Source organism: Bradyrhizobium sp. YR681 (assembly GCF_000282615.1).
Lineage (GTDB): Bacteria > Pseudomonadota > Alphaproteobacteria > Rhizobiales > Xanthobacteraceae > Bradyrhizobium.
Window position 1 is genome coordinate 1 of sequence record NZ_AKIY01000330.1, and the last position, 12,172, is coordinate 12,172.

Annotated in this window: 10 protein-coding genes and 1 tRNA gene; 7 read left to right on the top strand and 4 right to left on the bottom strand. The window is 61.8% G+C overall.

Features of this window, described 5'->3' with window-relative positions; genetic code table 11:
• The 4 genes from fliF to PMI42_RS35695 form a co-directional block, all read right to left on the bottom strand.
• A partial coding sequence (fliF, locus tag PMI42_RS35680; RefSeq protein WP_035967719.1) for a flagellar basal-body MS-ring/collar protein FliF occupies positions 1-1,453 on the bottom strand: 1,453 nt, incomplete at its 3' end.
• A gap of 188 nt (positions 1,454-1,641) precedes the next feature.
• Positions 1,642-1,917: a CtrA inhibitor SciP gene (sciP, locus tag PMI42_RS35685; RefSeq protein WP_002714638.1), complete on the bottom strand. Its 276-nt coding sequence runs from the start codon at positions 1,915-1,917 to the stop codon at positions 1,642-1,644.
• 385 nt (positions 1,918-2,302) lie between these two features.
• On the bottom strand, positions 2,303-3,010 hold the full coding sequence (locus PMI42_RS35690) for a flagellar hook assembly protein FlgD (RefSeq protein ID WP_008144499.1): 708 nt from the start codon (positions 3,008-3,010) through the stop codon (positions 2,303-2,305).
• A 13-nt stretch (positions 3,011-3,023) separates the two neighbouring features.
• Complete coding sequence (locus PMI42_RS35695) at positions 3,024-4,652, bottom strand: flagellar hook-length control protein FliK (protein WP_035967709.1); 1,629 nt, start codon at positions 4,650-4,652, stop codon at positions 3,024-3,026.
• A 347-nt stretch (positions 4,653-4,999) separates the two neighbouring features.
• Between PMI42_RS35695 and mnmA the strand changes: the two genes are divergently transcribed.
• The 7 genes from mnmA to PMI42_RS35735 all read left to right on the top strand — a co-directional run bounded on the left by mnmA (position 5,000) and on the right by PMI42_RS35735 (position 11,984).
• Positions 5,000-6,181: a tRNA 2-thiouridine(34) synthase MnmA gene (gene mnmA, locus PMI42_RS35700; RefSeq protein WP_008144504.1), complete on the top strand. Its 1,182-nt coding sequence runs from the start codon at positions 5,000-5,002 to the stop codon at positions 6,179-6,181.
• A 187-nt stretch (positions 6,182-6,368) separates the two neighbouring features.
• The gene (locus PMI42_RS35705; RefSeq protein ID WP_008144506.1) at positions 6,369-7,007 is read left to right on the top strand and encodes a class I SAM-dependent methyltransferase; all 639 of its coding nucleotides are present in this window, start codon (positions 6,369-6,371) and stop codon (positions 7,005-7,007) included.
• Positions 7,008-7,051: 44 nt separating this feature from the next.
• Positions 7,052-7,411, top strand: coding sequence for a hypothetical protein (locus tag PMI42_RS35710; protein WP_008144508.1), 360 nt, complete (start codon positions 7,052-7,054; stop codon positions 7,409-7,411).
• A gap of 254 nt (positions 7,412-7,665) precedes the next feature.
• Positions 7,666-7,742 (top strand) — tRNA-Met (locus PMI42_RS35715).
• 377 nt (positions 7,743-8,119) lie between these two features.
• A complete protein-coding gene (locus PMI42_RS35725; protein WP_008144510.1) occupies positions 8,120-9,490 on the top strand; it encodes a serine/threonine protein kinase in 1,371 nt (456 codons plus the stop codon).
• A complete protein-coding gene (locus tag PMI42_RS35730) occupies positions 9,490-10,641 on the top strand; it encodes an ATP-binding domain-containing protein (protein ID WP_008144513.1) in 1,152 nt (383 codons plus the stop codon). Before PMI42_RS35725 ends, PMI42_RS35730 begins: the two co-directional genes overlap by 1 nt.
• Positions 10,642-10,766: 125 nt before the next feature.
• The gene (locus PMI42_RS35735; RefSeq protein WP_035967718.1) at positions 10,767-11,984 is read left to right on the top strand and encodes a hypothetical protein; all 1,218 of its coding nucleotides are present in this window, start codon (positions 10,767-10,769) and stop codon (positions 11,982-11,984) included.
• The last annotated feature ends 188 nt before the right edge of the window (positions 11,985-12,172 follow it).

Here is a 12,172-nt window from a genome sequence, read left to right on the forward strand (position 1 = left end):
GGCCGCCGGCGGGCGCAGCCTCTTCGGAAGCCGCGGGGCCGGCGAGGACGCCGGAGATGGCGGCGGCGACCTCGTCGGAGGCGAGGATGCGCTTGACCAGCGGGCGGATCACCAGGAACAGCACGACCAGGCCGAGCAGCATCATCACGCCGAGCTCGACGAAGTACATGACGTCGTCCTTGGTGAACTGGAGCATGCCGAGGAAGCCGGAGGGTTCGGCGATCGGGGCGGTGGAGGGGGCATCGGCAAAGCGCAGATTGACGACCTCGACCTGGTCGCCGCGCTTCTGGTCGAAGCCGATCGCCGAGCGCACCAGGGTCGCGATGCGGTCGAGCTGCTCCTTGGTGCGGTCGGTGTAGGCGAGCTCGCCCTTGTCGTTCTTGGTGTAGATGCCGTCGACCAGCACCGCGACCGAGATGCGGTTGACCCGGCCGGCCTCGGTCACCTCGGTCTTGGTGGTGCGGGAGATCTCGTAATTGTTGGTCTCCTCGGTCTTCTTGCTCTGGTCCTTGGCCGCGACGCCGCTGTTCTGCTGGTTGCCGGGCAGCTCGTTGTTGACGGTGACCTGGCCGTTGTTGTCGGCGGTCATGCTGCTTTCTTCGCGGGTCTGGCTCGAGCGCAGCACGCGGCCCTCGGGATCGAACTTGTCCGAGGTCTGGGTGATCTTGTTGAAGTCGAAATCGGCGGAGAGCTGGACCCGGGCGCGGCCCGAGCCGACCACCGAGGAGACGATGTCCTCGACCTGCTTGCGAATCCGCTTCTCGAAGGCGGTGCGGCGCTCGTCGCCGACCGCCTGTTCCGGATCGGTGGCGGCGCCGTCTGCGAGCAGCGAGCCGGCCTCGTCCACGATCGAGACCCGCTGCGGCTTCAGTCCGTTGACGGCGGAGGCGACGAGGTGACGGATGGCGCGGATCTGCTGCGCTTCCAGCGCGCCGCGGACCCGGACCACGATCGAGGCCGACGGCTCCGGCGCCTCGCGCGAGAACAGCGGGCGCTCGGGCAGCACGAGATGGACGCGGGCGGCCTGGATGCGGTCGATGGCGCGGATGGTGCGGGCGAGTTCGCCTTCCAGCGCGCGCAGATGATTGATGTTCTGGACGAAGGAGGTGGTGCCGAGCGCGTCGGACTTGTCGAACACCTCGTAGCCGATGCCGCCGCCCTTGGGCAGGCCGCCCTCGGCGAGCTTCATCCGCAGCCGCGTGACCTTGTCCTTGGGCACCATGATGATGGTGCCCTCGTTGCGGATCTCGAACTGGATGCCCTGGCGTTCCAGGTCCTTGATAATGCTGGAGGAATCTTCCACCGAGAGATCGGTGAACAGCGTCGTCATCTGCGGCGTGGTGACCCGCATGATGACGAACGCGAAAAAGCCGATGAGCGCGGCGGTGACCGCGATCATCGCCCCGAAGCGGGCGGCGCCGATACCCTTTAAGAAGTCAGCCAGACCTTGCAAGCAACCGCCCCGAAGCTTCGACCGGCAACCGAGCGGTCGAGTGGGCAATTATTGCCTAGGTGATGGTTTCGATATGGTTAACGAAGGTTAAGAGCTCGGACAAAAGTCGCGCCAAAAGTAAACATCACAAAAATCGGCCTCGCAGGGCGAGGCCGATTTTCATCAAAAGCCGCAGTTTTCCGGATCGCTTACTGGCGATATTGCTGGATGCGGGTGGTGCGAAGACCCGCCAGACCGTGCTGGTCGATGGAAAACTGCCAGGAGAGGAATTCGTCGACCGTCAGGGTGTAACGGCTACAGGCCTCCTCGAGGGAGAGAAGTCCGCCACGCACAGCGGCGACGACTTCGGCCTTGCGGCGGATGACCCAGCGTTTGGTGCCGGGCGCGGGCAGATCTGCAATCGTCAGCGGACTGCCGTCCGGCCCGATGACGTATTTTACCCTCGGGCGATGGGGTTCTGTCATGGCGTACTCACAAACTCTCAACCACTGAACTCACTCAGGAACCCTACGCCCGGCGGCTTAAAAATCCGCTAAGCCTAAGGCTTCAATACAATTCTCGTTGAAACTTGCGGGAACGCGACCGGCCCGGAGGGCTGAAAGCGCATTTCAGCCGGCCAAGCGGGGCAGAACGTAAATACTTTACTAACAAACCGAGGCCTGAGCGCGATGCTGCAAAGCCCTCTACTGTCGTCCCGGGGCGCGCGGAGCGCGAGCCCGGGACCCATAACCCCAGGGAGCAGTTTGACGACGACTCGGGGTTACGGCTTCACGCGAAAACGACGTCCTGTGGCTATGGATCCCCGCGTTCGCGGGGATGACACCGAATGTGTAGCGGCCCGCGCGGGCCTCAATTGCTGCTGGTGGCGATGATGCTCTTGACCTGGCTCAGCGTGTAGCTGGCGCCGTCGATGGTGAGCAGCGGCGGCGACTGGGTCAGGTCGACCGAGGACACCACGCCCTGCACCTGCGCGGCAATGCCGACATTGTTGTTCGCGACGTCCTTGCCGGTGGCCGAGATCGTGTACTTGCCGTCGGGCCATTGCGTGCCGTCATTGCCCATGCCGTTCCAGGTGAAGGGAATGTCGGTGCCGGCGGCGGCGGTATATTTGCCGGTGAACACGGTCTGGCCGGTGGAATTGGCGACGGTGATGTCGACGGTGGAGTCGGAGGGCACGTTGAGATGCCAGGTCGCCGACGATTTCGTCATGGTCGCGGTGGTGCCGTCGACCAGGGCGGTCTTGCCGACGAAACCGAGCGCCTGGGTCGCCTGCGTGGTCTGCTGCAGGGTGACGAGCTGGGACAGCGAGTCGTTGGTCTTGAGCTGCTGCTCGACGCCGGCGAACTGCACCAGCTGCTGGGTGAACTGGTTGGTGTCGAGCGGATCGAGCGGGTTCTGGTTCTGCAACTGCGTCGTCAGCAGCGTCAGGAAGGTCTGGAAGTTTCCGGCGAGTGTCGATCCCGTCGTCGAGCTCAGCGAGTTCGACGAGGAGGATTTCGGGATATCGGTCGTGCCGGAGACGACGGACGGGGCGGTGGCGGCATTCGTGGTGGCCATGATCGAATACTCCTCACACTCTGATGTCGACGCCGCTGCTCGATCCGAGCATGCGGCCGTAGCCGCGCCCGACGGGCGCAGCGGCAACGGTGTCGTCCTCGCTGATGATCAGCCGGCGGGCATTGCCGCCATTGTCGTTGTTCTGGCCGGAGTTCTGGCCCGACGAATTCTGGTCGCGCAGGCTGAAGGAGAGCCCGTTGCTGCCGGTCTTGAGGCCGGCATCGTCGAGCGCGCGCTGCAATTGCGGCGCGTCCTGCCGCAGCATCTGCAGCGTCTCCGGCTTCTCGACGGTGAGATGCGAGGTGACCTGGCCGTTGCGGTCGACATTGATGCGGACGTCGATGCGGCCGAGGTCGACCGGATCGAGGCTGATGTCGAAGCGGGTCTTGCCGGCGCGCGCGGCGGCCGCGATCTCGATCGGCACGCCGCTGATCGGCACGGCATTGGAGGTTGCTGCGGTCGCGGTGAGCGTCGCGGTCGAAGCGGTTGCGGCCGACGTCGCGTTGGTCACGGGCGCCTGGATGGCGGACGCGGCCTGCGCGCTGGTGTCGGTCGTGGCAGCGGCGGCCTGCGCGCCCGCATGCGCGTGTGTATTGGCCGTCGCGGGCGTCGCATCGGCGCTGTGCTCGGCGGCGCCGGCCTTCGCCTCGGTCGCGCCGGCCTCGGCGTCCGGCTTGGAGCCTTGCGGATGCGCGGCGGCGTTGGCGGCCGTTGCGGCTGTCTGCGTCGTTGCTGCGTTCGCCTTGCCCGCGTCCTGTCCGATATTGGAGGCGTCGGTCTGCCCTTGCGCGGTGGCGACGGCCTTGAACGAGGTTTTCGGCGTGCCCTGGTCCACGGCGGCGATCAGTCCGCCATTGGTCTTGGCGTCGGTCGCGGTGCCGTCGGTCGTGCCGGCGGCGGCATTCCCAAGCGTGCCCGTGGTGTCGGCATCGACCTTCGCGCCGGCCGTCCTGGCGCTCTTGTCGCCCGCCGTCGCGTTGTCGGCCTTGCCGCCTGCGATCTGGGCCGCGGTGGAGGCGCTGGCGGCGAGGCCGGCGGCGGCGATAGTCAGCGGCGAGGCCGCGGTATCGGTGGCCTGGCTCGCGGCGGCGTTCGGATCGACCGGCACGACCGGCGTGGCAACGACGACGCCGGGATCGGGCACGGCGGTCTGCGCCGCGTCGGCCTGCGCGGTCGCTGCGGCATCGACGGCGGCAATCCCGTCGTCGGCCTTGTCGCCCTTGGAATCGTCCGACTTGTCCGCCGATTTGGCGTCTGATGTCCCGGACTTGTCCTTGGTCTTGGCGGGCTTGGCCTGATCCTTCGCTGCATCCTTGGCTGCATCTTTGGCCGCATCGGCCGCAGCGTCGCTCCTGGCGGACGCGGAATTGTCGCTGTCGTCGCTGGCCCTGCTCTGCGAGGACGGGTCGGTCGACGCGGTGTCGCGCGGGCTCTTGTCCGACGCGGACGAGGCGGAATCGCTCCGGCGCGGCGCGGTATCCTGCGAGGCCGCGTTGTTGCTGATCGCCTGGGTGTTGCTGTCCACCAGCGAGCCGAAGGAATCGCTTGCGGAGGTGTCTTTCGAGCTCTGCGACCGCGCAGTCTTCTGCTGCGTGCTCTGGACTTGCACGCTTGCCGCGACATCTGACGTACGACCGACCACAGGCGAACCCCTTGGAAACATCTTCGGCATAAGGGTAGCAAGGAGCGGGCCAGCCTCGCGGAGAGTAGTTTTATCTAGTAAAATCAATGGATTGACGGATTGGTGCCCCCGCCGCGAGGCCGCGCGAAGCCCCGCCATTTCTGCCTCCCCGGCAAGAATTGCCCTAAGCAGGCCGCCCCTGTGATTGCTTCGCCGGAAGGCCGCCTATATTAAAGAGGCAGCTCTCAGCCGCTTTCGACCGGGCAGTCGTGCCCCCCGGGGGAACCGCAGTTCCCGGGGATCGCCGATGTCCCGCCGGAAGCCAATCCGCGGATCGCCAACACCGCCGTCACAACGCTTTAAGGCCCATGCTCAACAGTCTGGATCTCGAAGGCCGTCCCGAGGACACCAGGGTCGTCGTCGCCATGTCGGGCGGCGTCGATTCCTCGACCACGGCTGCGCTGTTGAAGGCCGAGGGCTACGATGTCGTCGGCATCACGCTGCAGCTCTACGACCATGGCGCGGCGACCCATCGCAAGGGCGCCTGCTGCGCCGGCCAGGACATCCACGACGCCCGCGACGTCGCCGCCAAGCTCGGCATTCCCCATTACGTGCTCGATTACGAGGATCGCTTTCGCGAGTCCGTCATCGACAATTTCGCCGATAGCTACGCGCTGGGTGAAACGCCGGTGCCGTGCATCGAGTGCAACCGCAGCGTCAAGTTCCGCGACCTCCTGAAGACCGCGCGCGAGCTCGGCGCACAAGCGCTTGCCACCGGCCATTATGTCGCCTCGCGTCGCCAGGGCGACGGCTCGCGCGCGCTGGTCTGCGCCGCCGACAGCGATCGCGACCAGAGCTACTTTCTGTTCGCCACCACGCAGGAACAGCTCGACTTCCTGCGCTTCCCGCTCGGCGACATGTCCAAGCCCGAGACGCGCGAGCTGGCGCGCCGCTATGGCCTGTCCGTCGCCGACAAGCACGACAGCCAGGACATCTGCTTCGTGCCGACGGGGCGTTACACCGACATCATCACCCGCCTGCGTCCGAACGCGATGGACCCCGGCGACATCGTCGATCTCGACGGCCGCGTGCTCGGCCGGCACAACGGCATCGCCAATTTCACCGTCGGCCAGCGCCGCGGCCTCGGCATCGCCGCGAGTGCGCCGCTGTTCGTGGTGCGCCTCGATGCCGCCAATCGCCGCGTCGTCGTCGGCCCGCGCGAGGCGCTGAAGATGCACCGCATCGCGCTGCGCGACGTCAACTGGATCGGCGGCGGCGATATCGACAGCGCCATCGGCGGCGGCCTCGAAATGTTCGTGCGCGTGCGCTCGACCCGCAGCCCGCAGCCGGCCTGGCTGCGCGGCAGCAATGGCCGTTACGAGGTCGAGCTCGTCGCCGGCGAGGAGGGCGTCTCGCCCGGCCAGGCCTGCGTGTTCTACGACGCAGCCTCGGGCCAGGCCCGCGTGCTCGGCGGCGGTTTTATTCAAAGCGCGGCCGCCAAGGTCGGCGCCCCAACGTCGCGCCCGCTGGCCGAAGCCGTCCGCGGCTAATCGATGACGAGATTTAGCGCAGCTGGTCGGGCTGGGTTCACCTCTCCCGCAGGGAGAGGTCGGATCGCATCGTTGGATGCGATCCGGGTGAGGGGTTACGGTCTCGCCGTACTCCACGCCCCTCACCCGGATTGCTGCGCAATCCGACCTCTCCCCGTGGGGGAGAGGTGAAGTAAGGGCAGGGGGCATGGCAGCAGACATCTCGCGGGCCGGGGTCGAGAAGGCCTATGGCCGCTGGGCGCCGGTCTACGATCTCGTGTTCGGCAAGGTCTTCGACGCCGGACGGCAGTCGACCATCGCCGAGGCCGACCGCATCGGCGGCCGCATCCTCGACGTCGGCGTCGGCACCGGCCTGTCGCTGTCCGACTATGCGCGCACCACGAAGATTTGCGGCGTCGACATCTCCGAGCCGATGCTGCGCAAGGCGCAGGCCCGCGTGCGCACGATGCGGCTGTCCAATGTCGAGGTGCTCTCGGTGATGGACGCGAAAAACCTCGCCTTCCCCGAAAACTTCTTCGACGCGGTGGTCGCGCAATATGTCATCACCGCCGTGCCGGATCCCGAAGGCACGCTCGACGAGTTCGTGCGTGTGCTCAGGCCCGGCGGCGAGCTGATCCTGGTCAACCACATCGGCGCCGAGGCGGGCGCGCGAAAACTGTTCGAGCTCGCCTTCGCCCCCATCGCCCGCCGTCTCGGCTGGCGCCCGGAATTCCCGTGGGACCGCCTCGTCAACTGGGCCGCCAGGCACGGCGGCGTGACCCTCGCCGAGCGCAGGCCGATGCCGCCGATGGGACACTTTTCGCTGATCCGCTACGTCAAATCGTGATCGCACCACGGGAACGCGGGACCTGATCCGCGCGTTTCCCTCCCATGCGCACAACATCAAACATCATTCTGGCCAGCCTCCTGATCGCCGCCTCGGGCGCCGCGATCGCGCAGGCCCCGCCCGCCCCGGCAACGCCGCCGCAAGCGACCGCGCCGCCCCAGACTCAGCGTGCCACCGGTTGCGCCCCCTCGGACCGGCTGACCACCGCGCCCGACGGCACCACCACCACCGGCCAGTCCCGGGAACCGCTCGGCGACAAACTGGCCAAATCCGACGGCGTGCTCTGCCCGCCCTCAGGCGTCGACCCCGACATGCACGCCCCGGCCCCCGACACCGGCGGCAACACCCCGGTGATTCCGCCCCCCGGCAGCCCCGGCGGCGACCCGACCGTGAGGCCGAAATAGCTCTTTTTTCCTTCGCCTCTCCCCGCCTGCGGGGAGAGGCCGGAGCGCATCGCAGATGCGATTTGGGTGAGGGGGAACCCTCCACGAGTCTGACGCCCGAAATGGACGAATCCGGCGTCAAATCGATCGCTTTTCCACCCCAAAGAGCCTTGTCCCGCCGAAGCTTTAGCGAAGGCGGATTGACAGCCCGCCGCCCCCTTCCTTATATGCCGCGCGTTCGCGAGATCGGCCGTAACAGCCGTTCGCGACCCTGTGGCGGGGTAGCTCAGCTGGTTAGAGCACGGGAATCATAATCCTGGGGTCGGGGGTTCGAGTCCCTCTCCCGCTACCAAAATTTCCTGAGCCTCCATGGTCGGTCCAAACTACGGACTGCTCCCGCAAGGAAACTAGAGCCTGTCATTCAATCGAACTAACGGGCTAATCTCTCTTGTACTGTTAAAATTTGCGACCGAGGGCTCGTCGATCGCGGGGGGTATCACGAGGAGAACGCGGGCGCGTTAGCTGTATTCTCCGGCAATCCTAACTTTCTCATCTGCAATAATGACAGCTCGTTCTCGCTGCAAGTGCACCGGTCACTTAGCGAGCTAGATGTTTGTTGGCCGCCCCGCGGCAACGCAGGTTGCGCGATCGTCTTATTGACCTAAGGTAGTGAAGATCCCATAGTTCTATTTTTGTAAGCTGATGCGTTTTTCACCGGAGGTCGGGGGCGTGGATTCTGCCAAAGCAAAAGAATGGGAAGATCGATTTCGAGGGAAGACGATAGAGTCTTGGACTATTGAATCTCTAATCGACCACGGAAAGTCGGCGGCAGTCTTTCGAGCAACTGGGAAGGACGGCTTGGTCGCTCTGAAGATATTCGATGACGAGATCATTCAGCGGTATGGAGATGAAACCCAACTCGGTCGCATCAAACGTGAGCTGACGCTTCTTGGAAAGAAGCATCCAAATATGGTTCGCCTTCTTGGTGGTGGGGTGGATAAGGAGAGTGAGAACCATTTTATCGTTATGGAATTTCTGGATGGTCCCAGTCTCAGCAAGTGCTTAGCGAGAGTGCCGGAGGCTAACATTCCTAGCCTGATAGAGCAGCTTGTTTCGGCGTGCGAGTTTTTAGAGTCTTTGAATCTAGCTCATCGGGACATCAAGCCTGCCAACATAGTTCTCCTCGAAAACTTGAGTAGACTGGTACTGCTGGATTTCGGGGTCTTAAAGCCGATCGGAGAGGCCGGCGTCACCGATGTTGATGGTCAGCGCCTGTTCGTCGGAACTTTGCAGTACAGTTCGCCGGAGTTTCTGCTGCGAGATGAAGCAAACGACGCTGACGGTTGGCGCGCGCTGGCGATCTATCAGGTTGGCGCCGTGCTGCACGATTTAATTATGCGACGGCCAATATTTGAAGAGTTCGTCAATCCATATGCCGCTCTGGTAAACGCGGTTCAGCACGAACTCCCAAACGTCGCGAGCGAGACCGCCCCGTCATATCTTGTCGACGCCTGTCGCATGTCGTTGGTTAAGGATCCGGCTAAACGGCTCGACCTCGTCAAGTGGGATTCATTTCGGCCGCCTCAAGCGATGCCAGCGGCTGAAGAGGCTCGTAGACGTGTTGGTCAACGAATTCTTCTTGCGACGGCTGAGACGGCTGTGCCGGTACAGGATACAGCAGCTGCCAGTGAACTTCTTGATACTGTTATTGATGGATTGAAGATAGAAGTTCGAAGAATTAGGCAGGCCAATGCCTCGCTGATCCCGCCGGTCGAAGTAACAAGACTCGGTCGGAATTCCCCGATGCTCTCGATCCGCCTTAAGCCGTCTGAAAGCCTTCAGCTTACAAAAGAATTGCAACTAAAGATTGCGGTTGACGTGATCGACGTTGATGCCCAGGCTATCGCAGTGATGATCACTGCGTCCGCTTCGAGTTCCGGTACGTTTATCGATCCCGATAACTTGGTTGAAGTGTTCAAGGGTCCGTATAGTTCGAACACGATCGGGGATCGGATCGGGGCGGCGCTGTTTCTGTGCTTGGATCAAGTGCAACAGGGCGTGGAAGGCCCGCTACACCTTGAAGGCTTGGGAGGTGTTTGATGGAGTCTTCTTGGTGGAAGGATCTTAGTCAGCTTGACGACGAGCAAAGGAAGGTGATTTCGCTCAGCGATGATGTTGATCACCTTGTGGTGGGCCCGCCCGGCTGCGGCAAAACGAATCTTCTGCTGCTGCGCGCAAGCTATCTTCACAAGAAAGGTAGTACAAACATCAAGGTACTCGCCTTTGGGCGTGTGCTTAAAGAATTCATCGCCTCGGGCACTGCGCATTATCCGTTTTCAGCTGACAAGGTGCAGACATTTATGCGGTGGGCTTACGAGATTTTGAGTGCCAACGGGATTTCGATCGACGAAGACGAGGATTTCGACAAGATTCGCGATCAGATGTTTGCAAGGCTCGGCGAAATTGCCGCTATGCAAAAGGCAGAAGACGTCTACGACGTGATTCTTCTTGATGAAGCGCAAGATTATTCTGCGGATGAAGTCAGCATAGTTCGCTCGTTCGGCGAGCGAATCTTTGCCGTCGGTGACAACAATCAGCGTATCACCAAGAAAACTGGAGCCCTAGAGAAGTTGGCGGAGCTTGGTGCAGAGACCGCAACGCTTCATCACCATTATCGCAACGGCATCAAGATTTGCAGGGTGGCGGATGGAATCAAGAACATTATAGACCACCCCAGCGGCATGGAGGCGACCTCGAACTATGATGAGGCCGCATATCCCTCTACAGTTGAAGTGCTTGGACAGCTTAAAATTGATACTCAGGTCGTAGAAGCTGTGAAGCGGATAAAGACCCAGCTGCAGGCTTATCCGGGAGAGATGATCGGGGTGCTATGCCCACGAGCGGAGGATCTAAAGGCAGTCGCGGAGCAGATTTGTGCAAGCGAAATCGGAGGAGAGGTGCAGGTTCAGCGTGCTGGTGCCTATACTGCGATTATCTCAGGTCGGCCTGTGGTTGTGACGACTGTGCAAGGTGCAAAGGGTCTCGAATTTAGAGCTGTTCACCTGATGGCCGCCGATAAACTGAAAAAGTTCGCTACCCAGAAGAACTTGACTTACACGGCAGTAACGAGAGCCAAAACAACGTTGGTAGTGTATCATGAGGAGGGTTTGGCGGGCTACTTTGAAAAGGGACTTGAGGCCTGTGAAATCACAAAGCCGGGAGAGCCAAATCTAAAGGACCTTTTCCTATGACAGCAATTACGGCGCGTCGCCTAAGTCGAGAGAATTTTGTCAACTGGATGGCTCAGGCTGTCGCGGGAGATCCTACCCTACCGCGTGATACGGATTCTCACGGACGGAAGCCTAACGAGGTAACCTTGGCATGGCCGGATCTTAAATCCAACGCACGCCCGATCGTTTGCGTCGCCGAGCGCGACCTCCAGGAATTCTTTGCATTTGTTTCGACCTACAGCACGACGGTTCGGCCGTTCACGGCGTACTTCAGGGTGATGCCGCTCGAGCTGATTGATATTCTCGACAATGCAGATCGCGAACGTGGCAATGAGATGCAGATTGCGAGAATGGTGGCTGGAGCAGGTATCGCCGATGTTTGGATGGCGGCCGCGCGACAAGCAGAGAGGCCAAGTAATGTGCTTCCGCTGCTGCAGTCTTCGCTATCCTTGGCGCTTGGTCAAACCGTTCTTGCAGGTTACAGCGAGGCAGCATTCCATTGGGTTCTTCAAGAATGGATGACGACACGTGCGAGTCGAGGCGATCTAGCTACCGATCGGAACGTCGGGGGCATTAGTGTTGCATGGCGGCTGGTCAATATCGCGACAACGAGGCTTCTCCCGCGGCGATCGCTTCAGGAGTACGGCGGCCCGATTGCGTCGTTCATCAGAGAGGCGGTTGAGGCACGAGCAATTCGGCCGGAAATGCTTCGCTCGCTTTCCGAGATTGCGGGGCCTGAGCTTGATTTGGAGAAGATGCTTGCTGCATCTAGGGAGGAGCGAATTAATCGCTTTAATGCAGCTCTTGCTGATCTCAAACGTCGTGGCGAAGCTGACCTTCGATCACAATTTTTGGCAGGTCTCATGTTGGCGATGGCTGGCAACGGCTCGTTTGAAATGATTCGATCCGCACGCGAGTTTGACGGCTGGTTGGATGGTGCCGCAACGTGGTTTGGAATTTGCGCCTCGTTGTTCGATGAAAGCAATGTGCTCACATATGCTAACGCCGCCGGCAGGCGAATCGTTCGCGATCTATTGCGACAGGATGATCCCTTCGACGTGCCACGCGCAGATATTGCCTCGACAGAACTCCGATTTGTCGGAGGCAGTAGCGCGGACTTAGGTCAACTAGGGGCGTATGCACCAAATTCTATCGAAGTAGAGATACTTCCTAACGTTGTTACTCGACTGCTCTCGAATCAAGGTGACGAGTCGGGTGGCAGCGCCGAACAGCGCGAGACTTTGCTGCGAACGTTGGACGAGCTGTCTTACCTTGCCAGTCGCGCTCGGCGAATGCTGTTGGATCGAGATGGAAGAGAGCGCCAAGGTGATCTCTATAAGTCCAAGCGGCCGAGCAGGAAATGACTATGCCGGGACTCTCAGCGTAAACAGGCAGGCCGTCTAGGGATGTTGGCACTTTGAGTTTCAATGCACTCTGGATGGACCGTCGGGCAAAACACCCGCCACCCCGTCAACCCCTCCCCGCAAAAATATTCCACTTTACCGAAATTCGGAATTGTCGTATGTGTCGCCCATCCCGGCTCATCCTTGAG